This window comes from Sphingobacterium sp. SYP-B4668 (assembly GCF_027627455.1).
Taxonomy (GTDB): domain Bacteria; phylum Bacteroidota; class Bacteroidia; order Sphingobacteriales; family Sphingobacteriaceae; genus Sphingobacterium.
The window spans coordinates 2564377-2586235 of record NZ_CP115483.1 but is presented as its reverse complement, the minus strand read 5'-3'; the positions used below and the strand labels follow the sequence as shown (position 1 = coordinate 2586235).

Sequence of the window (21859 nt, the reverse complement as noted above, 5' to 3'; positions counted from 1 at the left end):
CCGCCAGTTGGCGGATCTGTTTGTTTGTTGATATTATATTGTCTTCTTTAGGCCATTTATGCAGCTTTGATGGATGCTGTGACACTCATCACGACAACCTGAGCAGCCCCAGCGCATGCTGCAGTGACACATGAAGCATCCGCAGATTATATACTGCATTCAGATAGTTTATTTTAGCTTGCGTCAGCGCAAGCTCAGCATCCGTCAATTCAAGTCTGGAGCCCAATCCATTTCTGAACCGATCATCTATGATCTGATGATTTAATTCTGCTGATTTTACTGTTGTCTCCTGTATTCCCAATTGGGTGACCGCTTCTTTCCATTTACTGATAATGGTCGCAAGTTCGGTTTTGACTTCATCTTTCAAATCGCTAAGCCGGATCTCTTCCTGCCTAGCTTTAATCCTCGCCTGACTGATCTGCGATTTAGTCCGGTTTCCGTTAAAAATCGGTACACTCAGCCGCAACCCGAGAAAAGAGGTTCTAGGTAAAGCATACTGACTGAATTTCAGATTATCAGCTTGCGCCTGTACCTGATACTGTCCGATCAACGACAGCTCCGGCAGCAGTCCAGCTTGTGCCACCTTTAGTTTGTTTTGCTGGTAATCAATAGCCAACTGTTGAATATGCAGATCATTCCGGTTTTGCTCGGCGATCTGTAATGCCTCCTCTACCTGATAAAATTCACCTTGACTGTTTCCAATTTCCAATTGATCCGTTAGCACAATATCAATTGGTTCATCCAGTCCGATCAGCCTTTTTAACTCCATGCTGAACACTTCCATCCTATTCTTGAGGTAAGAGACAGATGATCTGAGGTTTTCTACAGCAACAAAACTTCTTAGTGTATCAGACTTAAGGCCCCTCCCTTGGGTCAATAGCGAGCGAGCATCCTCCAGAGCCTTGACATTACGCTTGAGACTCTGCTCCAGCAGGCCGAGCTGTCGATCCATCATCAAGATATCTAGGTAACGGGTAGACACCTGTAAAGCCACCCGACTTTTCAAATCGGCAGTTTTTTGATCCGCTAGCTGTTCATTGATCTTCGATCCCTCCTTAAGCTGTTGTATCGTTGGAGCGAGGATCGGCTGATGCAGTGACACAAAGACATCAAAGGCATTTTTTCCGCCAAAGGCGACATCCTGCACCGCTTTATCCGTGCCCGCAAACGAGCCTGGGAGGAAGATGATCGGTCGCTCGAAGTACCGAGAGTACGCCGCATTAGCCGATATAGATGGTAGTAATCCACCTTTAGCCTCTCGGGTCATTTCCTGAGCATGTATTTCTTCGAGCACTTGTGCTTGTAACGCCTTATTTCCGTGTTTTGCCATTTCCAGCGCATCCTTCAGTGCCAACGCCATTTTTTGGGCGTACACCGATTGGCTACCGCCTAGCAGCAGCAGGGTAATGATATATAGAATATTTGTTTTCATGTGAATACGTATTTCATGATCCGCCAGTTCGCGGATCGGTATGTTTGTTCATTTCTTTAAAGAGCAGTATCTCGATACCCATTCGCTACTCTGGTTTTACCAATCCACTTGCCGTTGCTGTTTTATCCAACTCCTCAGCATCCTCTTCTTCAATGATTTTCGGAGACTTCTTACTCGACAGATACGAGTATACCGCTGGAATAATGAATAGCGTTAATATACCCGAGAAGACCAGTCCCCCAGCGATTACGATCCCCAAGGACTGTCGACTATTAGCTGTCAGTGCAATAGGTAATGCGCCGAATATCATCGCCAGCGAAGTCATCAATATCGGCCTGAATCGTTGCTCTGCCGCCTGTATCGCCGCATCGTATTTCGAAAGTCCCGTTTCCTTCAGGTGGTTCGCAAATTCGACAATCAATATCCCGTTCTTTGTAATGAGGCCTACCAGTGTAATGATCCCAATCTGGCTAAATACATTTAAACTCCGATCAAACCAGTCCAGACTCAGTACTGCTCCCGCTACTGCCATTGGTACAGTCAGCATGATGGTAAGCGGATCACGCAGACTCTCGAATTGGGCTGCTAGGATCATGTATATAAGCAGAAGTGCCAGCACAAGGGTAAACATGATGTTACCCTGACTCTCGGTGTAATCCCGGGATTGACCCGCTAGTGAGGTTTTAAATGTTTCCCCTAATACTTCCTTTTTAATCCGTTCGATTTCCTGTATTCCTTCTGCCAGACTGACTCCCGGAGCAGTTGCCGCTGATACGGTAGCAGATGTATACTGATCGTATCGGTAGATAGCAGCTGGACTTACCGCCTCTTCCATTGTGATGAGATTGTTCAGTGGGATCATCTGTCCGGTTGTCGAGCGCACATAGATCGCATTCAGATCATTTTTATCATTTCTATGCGTCCGGTCCAATTGACCAATCACTTCATACTGACGATCATTACGCAGGAAGTATCCATACCGCTGACCGGAGAAAGAAAGCTGTAAGGTATGTGCGACTTCCTCCATAGACACTCCCATCAAGGCAGCTTTATGCCTATCGATGTTGATTTTCACCTCCGGTTTGTTGATCTTAAGATCTGCATCGATAAAGAGTAGTTTTTTACTTTGACGCGCAGCAGCCAGGAATTTTGGAAGTACCGTCGTCAAGCTATCCAGATCCGGAGCCTGTAGCACATACTGGATCGGCATACCACCTCCATATCGTGTTCCGATGGTCGGCGGTAGGTATGGAAACAACAGGAACCCTCTAAATCGGCCTGCAGCAGCCCCATATTGATTATAAAGATCCTGAATACTAGCCTTCCGATCTTTCGGATCTTTAAGGTAGATACTCTGTACCGCTACATTGACAGGCGCTGGTGCTGGGATAAAGGAGATCGCAACCATCGAATAGGTCTGATACAATCCATCGGTAGAGTCATTCACATAGTTACCAACCTCAGTCATATGCTTCTTCATGTAATCGAAAGAGACACCCTCTGGAGCAACTGCGATTAGATTCATATTCGACCTGTCCTCTACCGGAGCAAGCTCCGAAGGCAGCTTTTTACCAACCGCATAGATCAGGAAGGTCGTGCCTATCAAGAATACCCAAGCAAGCCACCTGACCCGCATAAATGCAATCAACAGGTAGGCATAGCCATTATTCATCCGCACGAAAAATGGCTCCGTCACCCGGTAAAACCAGCTCGGCTTTTCCTTTTTCTTTAAGAAATAAGCACTCAGCATCGGTGTCAACGTCAGTGCGACAAATGCGGATACCAATACAGATCCGGACACCACGATGGCAAATTCCATGAAAAGCTGCCCACTGATCCCGCCCATGAAGACGATCGGCAGAAATACAGCAGCCAGGGTAATAGTGGTCGAGATGACCGCAAAATAAATCTCTCGGGTACCTTTAAATGCAGCCTGTATGGGCGACATCCCCTCCTCTATTTTTTTATAGATATTTTCCAGCACCACGATCGCATCATCCACCACCAGTCCAATAGCCAATACCAGTCCCAGGAGTGTCAATACATTAATCGTGAAGCCAGCGACATACATAATGAAGAATCCGGAAAGAATAGATACCGGAATAGCAATCACCGGGATAATGGTCGACCGCCAGTCCCGCAAGAATAGAAAGATAATCAAGACTACCAAACCGAAAGCGATGAATAAAGTGTGCTCCACTTCTTTGATAGACTCCCGTACCGAACGGGTATAGTCGAACCCGACGATCAATCGGTATTCACTCGGTATTTCCTTTCGTAACTGATCCAATCGTCGATAAAATTCGTCCACCACTTCTATGGCATTCGCACCACGCTGTATCTGGATCGCGACTCCTATACCGATCCGGTTCAGATTATCTGTCCCGTTAATGATCGCCGTACGTTCGTTCTCCTCGCCCAATTCGGCTGAGCCGATATCTTTTAGCCGGACCACGGTATGTCCCACTTGCTTGATCAGCATATTTTCAAATTCCGCCACTGTGGTCAAGCGTCCCAAAGTACGGATACTCAGTTCGCTACTGTTGCCTTCGACCCTACCCGCCGGCAGATCGATATTCTCTCGGAGCAAAGCCTTACGGATATCCGCGGGAGTCAGCTGATAAGCGGCAAGCTTGGCCGGCTCAAAGCGCAGACGCATCGCATACTTATGCTCTCCTACGATAGCAACATTATTGATGCCCGGGATAGACTGCATCCGATCCTTAATCGTAGTAGAGGCCAAATGACTCACCTCCTTAATATCTTTTGTATCACTTTCCACTTCCAGGAAGGCCACTAGATTGTCTGGAGAGGAGGCCTTCTGTACAATTGGTGGATCCACGTCCGTAGGAAGCTGCTTGCGAGATTTGGCAACTTTGTCCCGGACGTCATTCAACGCATCCTCGATATCGATCTCTCGATTAAATTCGACCGAAATCACACTCACCTGTTCTCTGGATTCGGACGAGATAGTCCGTATACCACTTGATTCCGCGATAGACTCCTCCATTGGCCTAGTTAGCTTGGATGCAATCACATCTGGACTTGCACCAGGATAAAAGGTAATAACCGTAATTACCGGAGGCTCTGTTAATGGAAATTCACGAATCCCTAATTGCTTCCACCCCACAATCCCTAAAATGACAATGAGGAGAGAAAAAACACCGGCTAAAACGGGTTTTTTAATACTTAAATCTGATATACTCATTACGCTAAGATTTGATATTGATTAATTGGACACGACGGCCTTTACTGGAGTCCCCGCCCCTAAGCGCAGCATATTGGACACAATGATACTGTCGCTGGACGCAATCCCCGAAGTGATGACAGCCTCTGTTTCCGTTCGATCACTGATGGTCACCGCTTTGGGCTCCGCAAGCCCATTTTTGATGACAAAGACACTGTAACCTTTATCTCCAGGCATGAGTGCCTCCGTTGGCACCATAATCCCTTTAGCCCCCTTATCCGTCACATTAAAATAAACTTTGGCCGACAAGCCCGCCCTAAAATGGCCATCTACATTGTCTGCAGTAGCCTGTACTTGCAGACTCCTGCTATCCGCGTCAAGTCCCGGTTCGGTCGCTGTGACAGTTGCGATATAGTCCTGCCCCGATAATTCGGAGGTGAAGCGTATTTTATTTCCAGCCTGTATGAGGGGCAGATATTTTTCCGATACAGAGAAATTGATTTTGATACGGCTCTGATCCTGTAGCATCACCAAATCTGCCCCTGGCGATACATAGGCACCTAGATGCACTTTTGAGATGCCGATTTTTCCGGAAAATGGAGCCCGGATCACCGTCTTATCCAGATCCACCCGCAACAGTTGTTGCTGTGCTTCCAAGGATTGAAACCGCATCAGCGCTTCGTCGTATTCTTGAGGTCTTACTGCCTCCGTCTTGAGGAGGTTACCCAGCCGCTCCTTATTCAGCCGAGCCAGCTCCAGTTCGGCTCCAACTTGCTTCAAGCGTGACCGGATATCACCGTCATTCAAGGTGTATAGTATAGCTCCCTGGCTTACAAAGCTCCCGTCTTTAAAAGCCACCTGTGTCACCTTTTGCGGCAGTTCACTCACGATGGACACTTCACGATAAGGCATCATCGTCCCCACCACAGCCTCCTCTTGTTTGAGTTCGTACTCTTGCGCAACGATGATATCGACCGGCAATCTGCTCGCATCAGCTTGCGGCGCTTCGGGCTTGTCCGCAGATTTCTCACTCTTATTTTCACAAGCAATTAATAAGATGCTCAATAATGGAATTAATATTCCCAACTTTTGACTAGTGTGTTTGTATAACATGATCTTAAATGTTTAATGATGTAACAATCGATTAAATTCTACCGTCAAAATTAGAGACAATTGCTGCCCTGCTTTTTACGCAATTACAGGTAAGAGTTGTGATATTTACGCTTTACGAGGGACAAATTGGGAGGAGATATGCCGAGGTCGCAAATGACCTAGAAGATGGCCAGCATCTGCGCTATCATGGGTAGCGCTGTATGAATCTAAGGAATAGATATCTGATTGGATTTTGCGATGTGACCAGACCTAAAAGAACTATATCACCTAAGGTGATATAGTTCTAGTCATTCTGTAAATGGTCCTGCATGACGGCCAGCTTATCTCGTCTTATCCGTTTATAATAGGATGATGTAAAGCCTGTATATTTTTTCAATTGATTGGACAGATACGCCGGACTGCTATAGCCCAAAGCATAAGCAATATCTGATAAAGACTGATCCGTATAGACCAAAAATTCCTTTACGTTCTCTATCTTCTTGGAGATAATGAACTTTTCGAGGGTATACCCTTCCGACGAAGAGAATAGTGCACTCAGCGAATCATAATCCCGATGCAATTCATCACGGATGATTGTCGAAAACTTCACGTGCAGACCACTGTCCAATTGTCGCTTAATACCATTCTCAACAGCACTTTTGATCTGACTGATAATCTTTTGATTCTTATTGTAAAACAATTCGAATCCATATTTATGAAGCATCGTGCTGATGACTTGCTCATCAATGATTTTCTCCGTCTCTTTCAGCAAGACTTCACCCAGGCGTATGTCCGAAATTTCCAAACCAAGCTTGGGCAACTCTTCCGATAGCACGTAAATACACCTGTCGCATACCATCCCTTTGATTAATAGTTTCATAGGTTTAAATAGATATTTTTCATGTATAATATTGAGAAGATAAAGGTCAGCTTTTACCAAGAATAAACTATGATGGAATTGCTTGTTAGATTTGCGAAATTTCCAAAAATCAGTAAGGATAACCACCGCTCCGCTAATCATTAAAAGTTACAAACTAAACAAGGAAAAGCATATAAAAACTGCTCTTAATCCTACGGAATTTTGTCTAAAATAAAAGCAGAATAATGAAGAATAAACAAACTACCGACGATCAGATTTCAAATGTGCTCAATGACTACGATGCTGGAAAAAGCGGGGCTGAGCTGCTAGAAAAATATGGAATATATGGCACCACTATATTCGAACTAAAAAAGAAGTACAAAAATGTAGAGACCGATATCCTGAGTGAGCTCATTGACCTGCATGACGAGAACAGCAGATTAAAAACAATGTATACGGATTTAAGCCTGCAATACCGAAAGCTAAAGGATTTATTAAAAGAGGATTTCTAATCCCTATGCGATACCTCCGATCGGATACCAGCACCCTGGGTCTTTTAACCACATGAGACATCTTTTCATACTTTAGTCCATCCATTTTAGGCAAAAATGAGCTGGGGATATCTCCAGGATCACGCATTCAATTGCATCATCCTGAAGATAAAGACAGCTCATTAGCCACAGCAGCCTGTCGAGCAGCTCGACGCCTTTTCGGAATCGCCACCTACTTGATAGCCCGCTTTTTCAATAGCGTCTTGCAAAGCAGTTTTTACATCCTCCTTTTCAACAGAAAAAGATAGCATTCCAGCTTCTAGTTTTTCAACTTTTACGCCCTCAATACCTTGGATTGCGGCATTCACCCGTGCTTGGCAATGCGCGCTCTGCATATCAGGTATACTCCATTGTAAATTTTTCATTTTCAATTATGTTTTTGTCTTACAAATTACCACATTGTGGGGCGACTGTTTGTTACACTATTTCCTATTTGATTTGTGATATTTACTGATGAAATGGTATTTTTTAAAAACAGCTCCCCTTTACACATTTGCGGGAATCGTCAAATTGAAAACGGCGGCCAATAAATTATTGTACCGCCGTTTCACAAACACACTGATAATACAGTTCTTCACCCCACACCATCCTACTTAATTTGTAGGCTTAACCTCCTTAGGATGATAGTCCGGAAGACTGGATACTCTTATGGTATCGATCCCTTCCAGCGACCAGGTAATAGGAAGCATGGTCATATAGCCGCATTTAGGACATTGATCGCCCTCTACCCCTATCATCTCTTTATGAGAAGGGCAGCCCGTGATAAAGTTTCCATTTCTATCCAGTGCGTGACCATATTCATTCTCGTACTTATTCTTCTTTTTAGCGGAGGTATGATTCGCTGCCACTTCATGACCATGACCTTCTCCATGCGCATGGTCATGCCCGGCATGTCCTTTAGGATCGGCGCCCGTGCATGCATATGCCAACACAGTTACTAAAGATGCCACAGCAATTATAGATATAGTGATTTTCATCTAGATGAGTGTTATAAATTTGAGGTCGTGTTATATATTATTTTTTCCATTTCAATCGCAGACTATTACTGACCACGCTCACGCTACTCAAAGCCATAGCCGCCCCAGCAATCATCGGGTTCAATAGAAATCCATTGATCGGATACAGTATACCTGCCGCTATCGGAATCCCGATGAGATTGTAGATAAATGCCCAAAATAGATTCTGCTTGATGGTCGATACCGTCTGTTTAGACAGGCGTATGGCCTGTGGTATCTTTGTCAGATCCGATGAGATAATGGTCATTTTGGCCACATCCATAGCGATATCACTACCTTTTCCCATCGCGATGCTCACATCCGCCGTAGCCAGTGCCGTACTGTCGTTGATACCATCTCCTACCATAGCGACAATCTTACCCTGCTGCTGCAGCTCTTTTACAAAGTCTGCTTTGTGTTGCGGCAATACTTCCGCCTTGTAATGCTGGATCCCGGTTTGCTCTGCAATAGCTTTGGCCGTGGCCTCATTGTCTCCGGTTAGCATATACAGTTCGATTCCCATTCCCTGCATTTCTCTAATTGCCTGTACAGAGGTTTCCTTTATTTTGTCCGAAATGGCGATGACAGCAAGCGCTTGTCTGCTATTTCCAAACCAGATGACCGTCTTGGATTCTTCACCCCATATATCTGCTTGTTGCTGCAATTGGGCAGCAATAGCAATGTTATTCTCAGCCATCAGTTTCTTATTTCCGACAAAATAGGTTTCATTGTCGGCGACAGCCTTAGCCCCTTTACCGGTGATACTGTCGAACATCGACAAAGCCGTAGTAGGTACACCTTTCAGGTGCTTGACCACGGCCTCAGCCAATGGGTGTTCAGACTGCTTTTCAATGCTCAATAGGACATCTTTGCTACGATCGTCTCTGTCCAGCCAGTGGATACCCGTGACCTGGGGTTTTCCTTCTGTGATCGTCCCCGTTTTATCCAACACAATGGCGTTGACTTTCTTAGCTAACTCAAGGCTTTCCGCATCTTTGATCAGAATGCCATTTTCGGCACCTTTGCCCACTCCCACCATGATAGCGGTAGGCGTAGCCAATCCCAATGCACAAGGACATGCGATGACCAATACCGTGACAGCTGCCAAGAGACCCTGCACCAATCCACTTTCACCTCCCAGCACCATCCACAATGCGAATGTAAGTATTGCGATGGTGATGACGATGGGGACGAATATACCCGCAATCTTATCGACCAGCTTCTGTACGGGAGCCTTGCTACCCTGCGCATCCTGTACCATTTTGATAATCTGAGCAAGCATCGTCTCCTTCCCCACCTTGACAGCAGCAAATTGGAAACTGCCTTTTTGATTAATTGTACCTGCAAATACCTTCTCATTTTCAGTCTTAAGCACCGGTACGGGCTCACCGCTCAACATACTTTCGTCTACATAAGAGTTTCCAGATCGAACGATTCCGTCCACTGCTATCTTTTCCCCAGGTTTTACCAGTATCACATCACCAGCCTTGACTTCCTCAATAGCAACCTGCCTTTCACTTCCATCGGCTAGTATGATCATGACCGTCTTCGGCTGTAGACCCATTAATTTTTTAATCGCTGATGACGTATTTCCTTTTGCCTTCTCCTCCAGCAGCTTACCCAGCAGGATGAAGGCGATAATGACCGCGGCCGCTTCAAAATATACGTGCGCGTGCACCCCACGTGCATGCCAAAAATCCATGAACAACATATTGAACACACTGAAAATATAGGCAATACCTGTGCTCAAGGCCACTAAGGTATCCATATTGGCCGAGCGGTGCTTAGCTTGTTTCCAAGCATTGATAAAGAAATCCTTTCCCAGCCATAGCACTACCGGCGTGGAAAATGCCCACATGATCTCGTTGCCATATGGCATATCCATGAAGAACATGCCGATCACCACCACCGGAAGAGATAGTATGATTGCCCAGATAGTTTTATTCTTTAACGTTCGGAATTTCTTTTCATGAATCGCCTCCAGTGTCTCCTGCTGGGTACTCTCATCTTCGATCAGTAGATCGAACCCCACAGATTGAACGGCCTTTTGTAAGCCCGAAGCATCGGTCATATTAGGCAGGTATTCAACTGTCAGATTGCCCGTCGCAAAATTGACAGCTGCATGGACGACTCCATCAGCATGCTTGACTATACTTTCAGCACTCCCTGCACAGGAAGCACAGGTCATGCCCAGTACAGGAAAAGTCTGCTTTAAAGTAGTCACACCATACCCCAGATCCTTAATAGCTTGGACGGCGTCCGTCACCACCTCCGCATTGCGAACAGTAATAGCAGCCCTCCGATTGTTGAGTTCTACTTTATGTGTCTCTACACCCTTTACTTGTGCCAGCCCTTTCTCCACAATCAACGCACAGTGTTCACTATCCACATCTTCCAGCGGAAGAAAAACAGTTTGATTATCATTAGTTGCCATATATCGTATGCTTTATTTGCTAAACAAAGATGGCACAATAAGACGTCTCGTTTATTACACTATTGTAGGAAAGAATTGTAAGATTTCCATCTTGTAAACAGAGAAGGACTATCGCTGATGAACAGCCCTATATTTGAAAAAGCGGTTTATTTCTTGGGGTTACCGCTGGAGGACTAGACCTCGTTCAACGATTTTCTCTTGTATTCTTTAATCTGCTTAAAATGGCTGGGGGTAAGCCCAGTTACTTTTTTGAATTGATTGCTGAGGTAAGCCACACTAGAATAATTCAGTCGAAGGGCTATTTCACTTAGCGACAATTCGTCGTATACCAGCAGCTCCTTAACTTTTTCTATCTTTTGCGCAATGAAATATTTTTCAATCGTCGTACTTTCTACTTCCGAGAATAGATTAGAGAGGTAATTATAATCATGATGCAGCGCAGTACTTAAGATATCAGATAGATTATTCTTGACCTCCTTATCCTGGTGATGCACCAAGTCGATGATTACATTCTTAATCCGCTCGATGATCCTGCTTTTTTTGTCATCAATAAACTCGAATCCCAAAGGTCCTAGCGCTTGATCCAGCTCTTTTTTCTGATTGTCTGTCAAATCTTCTTCGAGTGTCACCTCCCCCAGCGTCACATTTTTGGCCAAGATACCCAGCTTATCAAGTTCGTGCTGTACCACGATGATGCAGCGGTTACAAACCATATTTTTTATGTATAATGTTGCCATATTTTCGTCCACAAATGTGTTTAATTGTACTAAAACTGTGGTAAATGTACGTCTATTTTCTTTTCTTATCTTGATTTTCACGCGATTCAAAATATCTTACATACTCCTACTTCATCTAATTTAAACTGAAGAGCGGATCGATAAAATACATCATTCGTATATTTATTGATAAGGATGTCATTAGGCTCCAAGATAAACTTATCCAGATTTTGCCATTCTGCTACGTATTATTCAAACTCACCAGTACCTGTGCCATCATGTTGAATAACTACCACAAGTAGACACTTTTCTCTAAAAAGTGACGACAAGTCGTCTATACATGCCACTACAGTATGTGTATTATTAAATCTGGGTGTGTTGTCGGTAAATGCCCCTTTCTGCATATCTATTATCAAAAGAGAGAATTAGTAATCTGGCCATAGATTAAAGATATCTATATTTCTTTTATGTAAAACAGTGAAAGGCATGCACTAACATACTATTCATTATCAAAGAGATAATACGTTCTCATATTTATACTCGATTCATTCTCAGCAAGACAGGTCACTATTCTTAATAGAATTGTCCTAAAATCCAAAGATTACGGAAGATGGTTTCAAGAAAAATACAACCTCCTGATAGCTGAGTATTTCGAAGGCAAGGAAAATATAGAGATAATACTAATAATGAAGACGATAATCAAAGATTGTTTGAAAAAAGGGATAATTGAAGAAAAGGACTTTTTCGAGGATGACTTCTATCTTATAGATAAAATAAAAAATTCAATTTAATGCAATGGATTGATAAAATCAGAGATAATGGATTGGAACATAAAAACTTGAAGACTAAAAAACGAGCAGTAGACCCTGAAATTATTGTAAATAACCAAATCTTGAAATTATCCGAAGTGAATTAAAGCATGTCCGCACCACTGTATATCTGAAATGATACGGCGCTGAGTTGTACTCTTTGCAAAGCGGGTATCAATACTGCTCCAAATCGAAAAAACTCAAATCTTGGATTTTCGGAAGTGCGTTAATCTTTATCTCTCTTTTTCGTTTGTTCAAAATTTCATCGGAGCCTAATTCTTGCTCAAACTCGATTTTTGTTTTTGCTATTAAGTCAATTTCTGTTTCAAAAGTTGTATTTTTTCCGTTCCAGTAGACTCGTGATATCTTGATCAATTCAAAATTATTTTGCTTAAGCCTAAACTCATAACTGCTTTTTCGATCATTAATATCCGTAAGCATTTTTAGCTTACCTTCTTCAATAAAAAAATCTGGTATTGGGTTCCCATTATGTTCTCCTAGTTTGCTGACGGGATATTGGTCTTCGATCAGTTTTGTAGAAGAGACCACGAGTTGAAGTTTCTTATTTGGTTGTGAAAGAAATATTTGTAATCGCAAAGGTCTGGTCTCGTCCTTCAAATCCATTTCTACTATGACTTTGTCATAGTGTTTATCATTGTTCAAATCGCCTTCTTCTATCTGGACTTGAAATGTATAATTATCTTTACTATCATTTTTTTGCGCGTATAAATTGGCTTTTGCCAAAAAAAGCAGGAATGCAAAAAATAATATCTTCATATACGCTATTTTTTTACGTTGTGACAGTCAAATCGAAATACCACTTCCTCCCACAACCTTTATTCCATCGGAGAAATTTTTCCAGAACCGAATGTATCGATATTGTGCATCAAAGGATTGACCGCTGTAACTTCCCTTTAAAGCAATTTTCAAAGTAATAACTGCTAAGTCATCCATAACATTTAGCTGTTCAACATCAGGAATTAGCTCAACTATTTTCAGATTTCCATTACGATATGTTTCCAAATCCATCTCTTTGGTAATGGTTTCACCACTCGGGACGATGAAAAGTAAATCATTGTGCAACAGTTTATCCAGTATTTCTAGGTTACCACTTTTCATAGCTTCATAAAGCTGGTTTTCAAGATTTAGAATATCATTTTTTGTTATCATTTTCTTTATTTTTATAGAGACATTATTTTTTCATCAGGTTACAATCGTCTCGGTTTGTCCGTTATCATTGTGAGCACGCTCATTGTTCCATATTCAGTTTAGAGATTGATATAATCTTCGTTCCTTCCATTCTAAACTCAAAAACGAGCTTTTGATTATCGTGGATCACATACAAGAAATCTTTCTGAGATTGCATTTCTTCTGCAAAATATTTAAAATCTTGCGACAACTCCAAGCTTTGATCTGTTGTCGCTACACAACCGATGTCATAAATGAACTTTTCGCGTTCGTTCCGTCCATTTTCATCACTAATCGAGGCAATTCCCGTTTCTATAGCGGCACAGTTAAAGCGTAAATTCCTCCCCTTCAATCCTTCCTTTACTCTGACATTAGTGGCAAATATAACGCTGTCTTTTTCCACTTCTTTTTCACATGAACAAAAGGACATTTGCTTGTCATCATGCTTTTTATTGCTGCTACAGGCCGAAAAAACCACTATGACAACTAAATAAATTATGGCTTTCATCTACATATGCTTTAGCGCTTTAAAAGCGCTGGTTAACTTATCATGGTCATGCTGAGGGAGGTTGATAACAAACGTTAAAACCACCTCATCCCAGTTATCTGCTAAGGTGTAAACACTGTTTTACTTTCAAATATCACGAACATCTAATTCTCTAGTATTTTTTGTGAGGCATCTAAAGCCGTCTTATCGCTGGCCAAGCATTTCAACAAACCGTTCTCATTTTGAAGCAGGATAACCGACCTCATTTCTTTGCCTATCCAAATCTTATTAGGATAAGAAAAAGGATTGAAGAACTGGTGCCAATGTTCTTTAATAGGGACATACAATCCATAGCCCCAAATTTGCATGTCAAATTTATTAGGCGCGTGCTCCCATAGCCAATCCACAAACTCCGTAAGTAAAAAAGTAGAAAAATCAACTTCGTAAGATTCCCAGGTATCTTTTACTTTGATCTGGGGAACAAAGTCTTCTACATGACCTATTTCATCTATTTTTGCCCGGAATAGATCGCCTTTACGGACATTGATAATAAATTCAACTGTATCCTCTACCTCCTCTACAAGAAGAAAAAAAGGGAAGTCCTTATCGGGAATGGCATCAACAAATGGCTTGATACTATTCAGCCAATTGTTATCCATTTCACTGTTTTCTGCAAGTTCGTCATCGAAAAGCGTCCTATATATCGTTGTTAATTTCGTTTCAAATTCTTTATTGGTCATATTTTATCAATATACTTACCTTAAAAAGCGTTCCAAATCAAATCTTTATATAAAATTAGCATTTCTAATGGATTTAACTAAAGACAGAGCAAAAGAATCGATTGGTCATAATATTCAAAATATAAAATCTGATAGTTAGCCTGTTATGGGTTTGAAGATTGACATTTGTGACCTACTCCTGATGGAAGCTAACTTTTGACTTATGCTTCTTAGCAAGGTATCTGGCAAAATAGGTCCGAATGTCTTTCGGAAGACCTTGCAGTGTGACTTTCAAACTTTGGACGGGTTTACAATCCTCCCCCTCCCCACAATAATAATCTAAGTGAAAGATATAGTTTTTATTCTCGTAAAAGAGTATATATGATACTTTCCTGTCATAGCTCTCGTATCCGCCACAGTAGTAGAATGGAATAACCACCGCTTTGCGCCCTCCAACGTCTTGAATCTGTATCTCTTCTTTTACGAAATGGATGAGTGACATCTGTGCATACGGATGCTCATAGGCTACAGCTGTGCTTCCCTCTTTGCTTTTCACCTGGGCTTCGATACGGGTAAGTGGACCGTCAAATCTCGACAATTCCTCATTGCAAGGATTTGTGACTTTTACATATAGCTCATTAATGCCGTATGCATCTCGATAAATCAGCTCTGTCACTATGGTATCGAATGGCTGCGCCTCTTGCCCGGTAGCCGAACTCAGCGATATATAGCCTACAAAGACATAAAGAAGCATTGCCTTAAATAGGGTACGGCCAGAAACCACGGTAGCTGGCCCGTGATTGATTCCTGCCATGGGCATAATATATATACTTGCCGATCTTGCCATGCGTATAGGTTTGTAGAAATAGGTATCCTTATTGGCTTAGTTACACAAAATCTATTCCAATATGGATTCAACCTTAGGTATCGGAACGACTAAAATCATGTAGATACGTTAATGCCTACCATTACTCATATCGCAACTCTCCTACCGTATCCTATCCCCCTCCTGCCTATACACATTTTTGACGGACATCAACGGATATCAGATCCTTTCCGTCGAATATAGCTTGGGTATATCCGACACCTTATCCCGTTAGTATATTTGGTAGTATAAAACTATAATTAACAATACTTTAAAACAAAAACCAAGAGCATGAAAAAGATTTTAATAACACTTTGCACCGTTGGCTTAATGTCCACAGTTGCATTTGCAGATTCAAAGACTGCACCGACAAAAAGCACTAAAAATGCCGGAATCTACTGTGAATATACATTAAATATTTACGATTCTAACGGTAATTATGTTAGGTCAGAAAAGACACTTTCCTATCAAGGTAGCGGAGCCTGTGGTCGATTCTTCAAAACCATGAGATCGTACTACGCCTCACAGGGGTATGAACTTTACTAACCAAAATCACTCATTTCGCATTAAAACTTATACAAGATGAAAAAACTATTATTTGCATTTATCGCCACGTTTGGCCTTTGTGCGTCTGGAATGGCCGCGGAAAAAACACCTACCATCCCAACAAAAAAAATGGAAGCAGCAACTGCGAAAGCTTGGACCTGCACCATGACAGTGAAAATTTATAGAGATGGCTTTGTTATTGGCCACGATATCTATAGCACCACTACCAATGGTACGTGTCACAGTTTCTTTAAAGCAATTAAAAAGATGTATAGCGAGCAAGGATTCGATCTTAATTAGAAAGCGTGTGTCTTTTTTAGGTCACAGCAATCATTATTCAACTGTGACCTAAATAACATTTTTTTTAAAGCTGCTCCACCACTATCCGGTGGCATTTGCAGTGACAATGGAATATTTAAAATACAATTATGCGCAATATCATGTTACTGCTTTTCGCACTCAGCGGAAGCCTTACATCAAAAGCTCAGCGTCTGATGGCTTCCTATGAATACATCCCCTCCCATATAGCAACCTTTAAGGAAGATGTATATTTTGATGGCTCCGTTAAGATAGCCATCCGCGACTCGATAGCCCAGAAAAAAAAAGAAACTGCGTCAGGCCGGGCGGATGAAGAAATGGAGACTTCCGTTCTTTCTGTAGTATTAGATGGTGGCAAGAATTTTAGAAAAATCGTTATACAGGACCCTAAACAAAAAGGCCTGTTAGAAACTCGTTCGTTTGAGAGCAAGAACTATCTTGTAGAAGATGACACGTTTAAAGAAATCGAATGGAACACGGACTATCAGGAAGATGAGAAATTTGGCGATAAACTGTGTAAAAAAGCTACAGCCGACTACCGGGGTACAAAGCTGGTTGCCTACTATGACCCCTCTATCCCCGTACCGGCCGGCCCATATAAGTTTGGCGGACTTCCGGGCCTTATCGTGATGTTATACAACGAGAGTGCTCATCCCCATTACTGGCTTCTAAAGAAAGTGTCCTATCCTTTTGACGGCCAAATACCCGTAGACAGAAGCTATATCCACGCCCTACCCAAGATGCCGCTAAAGCAATACGTAGTGCAGGATGAACGCAAACTTGCAGAGCAGATTCGCATCATGCGCTCCAAGTTACCAGAGGGGGTAGAATCCAGTCCAGAGGAAGGCAACAAAAGTCGAGGCTCAGTGGAGCAAGTCTATGAATGGGAAAACGTTGCGGATTAGCATTCTACTGGTATTTCTAATACAGCTCTCCCAAAGCTACAGCCAAACGTCGATACGGGGTAAAGTTACCGCAAGGTCATCTATCCCAGCCGGAGTACGTATAGATCTAGTTCCTGAAAATACTCCCGCAGGAACCAAATATACCTTTACAGACAGTAAAGGCATATTTGCCTTTTCAGACTTAAAGCCAGGCCACTATGGTATTTCTTTTCGATCGTTGGCCTTTAAGACCGTCAACAAATCAATAAATCTAACAACAGATACGTTGAAGCTTTCAATCGAACTGGAAGATAATATAATCCAGCTGGAAGAAGTCTACGTCACTCCAAAAAAATTCCATCAGCGCGTGCGAGATACCATTGAGCTTGATGCCAAATCCTATTTACAGGGCGAAGAGCGGACAGTTGAGGACCTGCTACGCAAGATTCCGGGAATGCAAATCAGTGAGAATGGGACCATCAAGATCGGCAATAAGGAAATAGAAAAGGTAATGGTCGAGGGGGACGATTTGTTTGGGAAAGGCTACAAATTGCTCACACAGAATCTATCGGCACAACCGATCGAAAAAGTACAGGTATTGCAGCGCTACTCTAATAATAAGCACCTAAAAGGGATAGAACATTCGGAAAAAGTTGCGCTCAACCTAACCCTTAACCAAGAGAGCAAATCTCAATGGGTGGGCGGTATAGATGCTGCAGGAAGTCCCTTCACTTTTGAACAGTATAATGTACAGGCACACTTGATGAACTTCGGAAAAAAAGCAACGTATTATCTATTGGGTTCAGCCAACAATAATGGTATGGAAACTCTCCGTGGAATAGACCACCTGATCTTGAGCCAAGACCCCAATGAGCCTGGACAGATAGGCTTACAGGTATCAACACCCTCCTTTATGGACAATAAACCGCGATTACAGGAATTTGACCAGCAACGGTCAAGCTTCAACAACGATAAGCTCCTCTCACTAAATGGCATTTTCAACCTAACCAAAGACATGAAGGTAAAATGGCTGGGATTTGCCAATCGCAAAAAAAACACCTTTATCCGGAAGAGCCTATCTGAATATGATATTGAAGACGTTAGGTTCAGCAATACCGATGACCTTCGTTACACCAATTCGGATATCGGCTATTTTAGCAAAATAGATCTAGCGTATGACTTGAATAAGAACGCAACCCTTACCTATATAGGCACGATAGGCAACACGAAGGACAACGATACAGGCGAACTGACTTTCAACGGCATAGCATCTTTGGAAACAACCCAAAAACGTAGTCTTTTATCCAACCAACTGCTCAACTATACACAGAAACTGTCGGAGCGGGCGGTGCTGGTATCTTCCTTCCGATGGATCAGTCAACATTCCCCCATTAACTATTCCACAAACCGCTATTTCTACGGCGATCTGTTTGAGCAAGATGGGATAGAGACCGTAGGGCAAAAAGCCGAAAATAATGTCGAATATTACGGGATAATAAGCCAGTTTGTGAAGCGCGACGCAAAAGACAATCCTCTTAGCACCTCTATTTCGCACGAGATTACACGTCGTAACTTCAATTCGTCCTTTTATACGATGGGGGATCTTGGAGAAACACACCGCCCTGTGGATTTTTCCAATATTTTGGATATCGATGAGCGTAACACAGCAATATCGGCGCAGTACACTTGGAAATCCCCCCGTCTTGAACTGACACCGAGCATAACTGCACGCTATCTAACATCTATCCTAAATGACAGGATTGCCCAAAATAGCACATATCTCCAAAATAAACTATGGTCTCCAAAAACAACTCTTTTGTGGATACCCCACCGTAACGGCGAACTCCGTTCAGAAGTCTCCTATCAGAGGAATATGTCGGACAACGCACTTGAGATCTTGCCAAACTTTGTATATATGGGGAATCGTACTTTTTCCAGAGGTTTAAAAGAAAATCCAATGTTAGATGCCTTCAATCTCAATTCAGTCTATACGTTAGGAAAAATGACCGATAAACTCTATACTATCTTATCGGCTGGATATAGCCATCAATTCCATTACATCGGACAACAGCAAGAGCTAACCCCCGATTACAGCCGAATCCAACATGTACTTTTCAAGAACAGAACTGCCACTTATTTCAGTACACAGATCAATTATTTCATAGCTGTATTAAAAGGCAACCTTAGACTTACAACAGATGGCCAAATCGCACGTTACCAAATACAAATCGAAGGCTATTCTCCTAACCAGATCCGTACAGTACAATATCAGGTTGGACTCGAATACCGTAGCGTATGGGAAGGTCCGGTAAATATATTCACGAAGCTGCAGATCAATAACTCCTCCCTTCAAAATGGACAGACATCAAAATTCAGACAGGCTAGGGCACAAGCAAATATCCATGCCCGTTTGAACAAAAACATACGTGCATCGCTTAAAAATGAACTCTACCTATTCGATAAAAACCTATATAATCAGCCCGGGTATTACCTATTCTCCGATTTTATCCTACAATACTATTTCAGAAATAAGAAGCTGCACTTAGAATTAATGGCAAACAACATATTCGACGTCACTACCTTTACACAAATATCACTCCGGGAAAGCTACCGGTCAACAGCATCCTATACCCTACGTCCTAGGCAGGTTATGTTGGGCATCAATTATAGTTTTTAACGAATAGACGCACCTATATGATAAAAGCAGATAGAGGTCTCCGTATTTTTTTTGGCCAACTTTCGGACGTATGCCGGACTTTTACGTTTCTAAACTTATTGTCAATGGATTTTATAGCCTTATCGACAATATGGATACTTTGTATTAACTTTAAGAAAAAAGTCGCCTTATTTTGCATGTACCATATCCGGAAAAACTGTCTAACCATATTATTTATTTCATTGATTCTGTCTGCTTGCACCAGCGGCGACCGCTCTTCCAGTCTAATATCCAAGTCCGATGAGGGCAGAATGTCCCCAAACGACTATGTTTCCTTTTACATGGCCTCCGATACTTTACCGATATCCGACAGAAAAAAGGCAATTGCTGTGGAAGACAGTATCCTGGTCAAAAGTAGAGATAGCAAATCGTGGCCGATGCATTTTTTCTTTCAGGCCAAACTCAAATTCTGGGACAACGAATCGGAAGCTGGATTTTTAATGCTGGATAGCATAAAAGTAAGCGAGCCATCGGGCGATATCTACTTTCTAAAACAATGGGCTACTCTCGAACATCAGACCAATAGCCATAGTGTCGTAGAGGCTCCTTTGATGAAAAAGATACAAGAGCTCTTGCAAAAAGCAGAAAAGGCCCAAAGCAGGACCGTCTACCTTTTCTACGATCTGGCTGCCAAGGCATTTTACCAAAACAGGAACGAAAAAGCCGCACTTACGTATCTAGCTAAATATCACGAGCACCACCCCTGCAATTGGCATCCTGTTATAAAACAACGCTACTACGACATCTCATTCCTGCTCGCATCCCGAATGGGCGACTATGAGAAAATGGGAAAGTACAACGGACTTGCCCGCCAACTGGCCCTAGCGTCCAAAAACAACAGCGCCCTAGCAAGAACCTATGATAACGAAGCGCAAATATACGCCCGTAAGGGACTGGTCCACAAAAGCTTAGAATATAGCCGACTATATGTTTCTGTTCTAGAACGAAACAACAGCATCCATGATGTGGCCTACAACAATTTGGCTCAGAGCTTCATTAACAGCGGACAATTGGATTCGGCTATAATCTACTATAAAAAAGCTATCGATCTGAACAAGAAAAACATGCCCGAAAAACCAAGGTACCTTCTTTATAAAGGACTATCTGAAGCCTATGTACAAAAAGGAGATTACAGAAAAGCTTTCGAGGCTTTGGATTTCGGCAACAAGCTGGAAGTAAAGGCTATTAAAGAGATTGAAGCCACAAACATTGCAGAAATAGAAAATAAGTACCAGACTGAAAAAAAAGACCGGAATATCTTAGAGTTAAAAAGTAAAAACCAGCACAATGAAGATATCATCCGCCAGCAAAAATGGATGCTCTTTAGCGGATTGGCGTTCGCCATTGGACTGTTGGCGTTAATCTACAACGTGTACCAACAAAAAACTCTTAAGCAAAAAAACAAATTGCTGCACAGTGATAACAATCGGTTAAAATTAGAACACAAACTTTTACAAACCCAACTAAACCCTCATTTTGTCTTTAACTCGATCGCCAATCTTCAGGGCCTTATTGCAACAGGAGATACGTCGCAGTCGGTACGCTACCTTTCTTCATTTTCCCAGTTACTGAGGGATGTGCTGGAGCAGAACCGTAAGGACTTCATAAGTCTCGATGAAGAAATTGAATCGCTAGAAAATTATCTGCATTTGCAGCAAATGCGTTACCCCAATCTTTTCGACTATCGGATCAGTATCGACGAACATACGGATCTCGAAGAGGTGGTTATACCCCCCATGTTATTACAACCTTTTGTAGAAAACGCCATTGAGCATGGATTTAGAAACCTGACCTACAAGGGAGAACTGGACGTTCGGTTTGAGTCAAGAGAGCATACACTTTCTATAACGATAGATGATAACGGAGGCGGTATGACCGGCCAGAAACCACAAGGCCAGAAAAAAAAATCATTAGCGCAGGACATACTGAGGGAGCGCTTGCAATTGTTCTATAGACTCAACAACCAGAATGCAAATTTCGAGGTCACCGAAAAAAAAGTATTTGGCCAAAAAGGCATTTTAGTACAAATCAATATACCCACTGTCAACTTTATATAAAATG

Annotated in this window: 19 protein-coding genes; 6 read left to right on the top strand and 13 right to left on the bottom strand. The window is 42.4% G+C overall.

Annotated features, from left to right (window positions below; translation table 11 throughout):
• Positions 1 to 88: 88 nt before the first annotated feature.
• From OQ289_RS10805 to OQ289_RS10790, 4 genes are all read right to left on the bottom strand, one after another.
• Positions 89 to 1360: a TolC family protein gene (locus OQ289_RS10805; protein ID WP_270090760.1), complete on the bottom strand. Its 1272-nt coding sequence runs from the start codon at positions 1358 to 1360 to the stop codon at positions 89 to 91.
• A gap of 157 nt (positions 1361 to 1517) precedes the next feature.
• Positions 1518 to 4640 (bottom strand): efflux RND transporter permease subunit, encoded by a 3123-nt coding sequence (locus OQ289_RS10800; protein WP_270090759.1) that lies wholly within the window; start codon positions 4638 to 4640, stop codon positions 1518 to 1520.
• Positions 4641 to 4661: 21 nt separating this feature from the next.
• A complete protein-coding gene (locus OQ289_RS10795; RefSeq protein ID WP_270090758.1) occupies positions 4662 to 5732 on the bottom strand; it encodes an efflux RND transporter periplasmic adaptor subunit in 1071 nt (356 codons plus the stop codon).
• 283 nt (positions 5733 to 6015) lie between these two features.
• Positions 6016 to 6591: a helix-turn-helix domain-containing protein gene (locus OQ289_RS10790; RefSeq protein WP_270090757.1), complete on the bottom strand. Its 576-nt coding sequence runs from the start codon at positions 6589 to 6591 to the stop codon at positions 6016 to 6018.
• A 224-nt stretch (positions 6592 to 6815) separates the two neighbouring features.
• Here OQ289_RS10790 and OQ289_RS10785 point away from each other — a divergent pair, with 224 nt between their 5' ends.
• The gene (locus OQ289_RS10785; RefSeq protein WP_270090756.1) at positions 6816 to 7082 is read left to right on the top strand and encodes a hypothetical protein; all 267 of its coding nucleotides are present in this window, start codon (positions 6816 to 6818) and stop codon (positions 7080 to 7082) included.
• A gap of 161 nt (positions 7083 to 7243) precedes the next feature.
• On the opposite strand, the gene OQ289_RS10780 is transcribed toward OQ289_RS10785, so the two are convergent.
• From OQ289_RS10780 to OQ289_RS10765, 4 genes are all read right to left on the bottom strand, one after another.
• The gene (locus OQ289_RS10780; protein ID WP_270090755.1) at positions 7244 to 7486 is read right to left on the bottom strand and encodes a heavy-metal-associated domain-containing protein; all 243 of its coding nucleotides are present in this window, start codon (positions 7484 to 7486) and stop codon (positions 7244 to 7246) included.
• A gap of 228 nt (positions 7487 to 7714) precedes the next feature.
• Positions 7715 to 8098 (bottom strand): hypothetical protein, encoded by a 384-nt coding sequence (locus tag OQ289_RS10775; RefSeq protein WP_270090754.1) that lies wholly within the window; start codon positions 8096 to 8098, stop codon positions 7715 to 7717.
• A 37-nt stretch (positions 8099 to 8135) separates the two neighbouring features.
• Complete coding sequence (locus OQ289_RS10770; protein ID WP_270090753.1) at positions 8136 to 10550, bottom strand: heavy metal translocating P-type ATPase; 2415 nt, start codon at positions 10548 to 10550, stop codon at positions 8136 to 8138.
• A gap of 173 nt (positions 10551 to 10723) precedes the next feature.
• Positions 10724 to 11287: a helix-turn-helix domain-containing protein gene (locus OQ289_RS10765; RefSeq protein ID WP_270090752.1), complete on the bottom strand. Its 564-nt coding sequence runs from the start codon at positions 11285 to 11287 to the stop codon at positions 10724 to 10726.
• A 769-nt stretch (positions 11288 to 12056) separates the two neighbouring features.
• On the opposite strand from OQ289_RS10765, the gene OQ289_RS10760 reads away from it, so the two are divergent.
• Positions 12057 to 12182 carry a hypothetical protein gene (locus tag OQ289_RS10760; protein WP_270090751.1) on the top strand — a complete coding sequence of 42 codons (126 nt, stop codon included), beginning with the start codon at positions 12057 to 12059 and terminating at the stop codon, positions 12180 to 12182.
• A 67-nt stretch (positions 12183 to 12249) separates the two neighbouring features.
• Here OQ289_RS10760 and OQ289_RS10755 read toward each other — a convergent pair whose 3' ends face one another.
• From OQ289_RS10755 to OQ289_RS10735, 5 genes are all read right to left on the bottom strand, one after another.
• Positions 12250 to 12852 (bottom strand): hypothetical protein, encoded by a 603-nt coding sequence (locus OQ289_RS10755; protein ID WP_270090750.1) that lies wholly within the window; start codon positions 12850 to 12852, stop codon positions 12250 to 12252.
• A gap of 27 nt (positions 12853 to 12879) precedes the next feature.
• A complete protein-coding gene (locus OQ289_RS10750; protein WP_270090749.1) occupies positions 12880 to 13245 on the bottom strand; it encodes a nuclear transport factor 2 family protein in 366 nt (121 codons plus the stop codon).
• A gap of 79 nt (positions 13246 to 13324) precedes the next feature.
• The gene (locus OQ289_RS10745; RefSeq protein WP_270090748.1) at positions 13325 to 13771 is read right to left on the bottom strand and encodes a hypothetical protein; all 447 of its coding nucleotides are present in this window, start codon (positions 13769 to 13771) and stop codon (positions 13325 to 13327) included.
• 143 nt (positions 13772 to 13914) lie between these two features.
• A complete protein-coding gene (locus OQ289_RS10740; RefSeq protein WP_270090747.1) occupies positions 13915 to 14490 on the bottom strand; it encodes a hypothetical protein in 576 nt (191 codons plus the stop codon).
• Positions 14491 to 14662: 172 nt separating this feature from the next.
• Positions 14663 to 15316, bottom strand: a complete 654-nt coding sequence (locus OQ289_RS10735; RefSeq protein ID WP_270090746.1) for a hypothetical protein — start codon at positions 15314 to 15316, stop codon at positions 14663 to 14665.
• A 600-nt stretch (positions 15317 to 15916) separates the two neighbouring features.
• Between OQ289_RS10735 and OQ289_RS10730 the strand changes: the two genes are divergently transcribed.
• From OQ289_RS10730 to OQ289_RS10715, 4 genes are all read left to right on the top strand, one after another.
• Positions 15917 to 16180, top strand: a complete 264-nt coding sequence (locus OQ289_RS10730) for a hypothetical protein (protein WP_270090744.1) — start codon at positions 15917 to 15919, stop codon at positions 16178 to 16180.
• A gap of 128 nt (positions 16181 to 16308) precedes the next feature.
• Positions 16309 to 17103 carry a GLPGLI family protein gene (locus tag OQ289_RS10725; RefSeq protein ID WP_270090742.1) on the top strand — a complete coding sequence of 265 codons (795 nt, stop codon included), beginning with the start codon at positions 16309 to 16311 and terminating at the stop codon, positions 17101 to 17103.
• Positions 17078 to 19759, top strand: coding sequence for a TonB-dependent receptor (locus OQ289_RS10720; protein ID WP_270090741.1), 2682 nt, complete (start codon positions 17078 to 17080; stop codon positions 19757 to 19759). Before OQ289_RS10725 ends, OQ289_RS10720 begins: the two co-directional genes overlap by 26 nt.
• Positions 19760 to 20127: 368 nt before the next feature.
• A complete protein-coding gene (locus OQ289_RS10715; RefSeq protein WP_270090740.1) occupies positions 20128 to 21855 on the top strand; it encodes a tetratricopeptide repeat-containing sensor histidine kinase in 1728 nt (575 codons plus the stop codon).
• Positions 21856 to 21859: the final 4 nt, after the last annotated feature.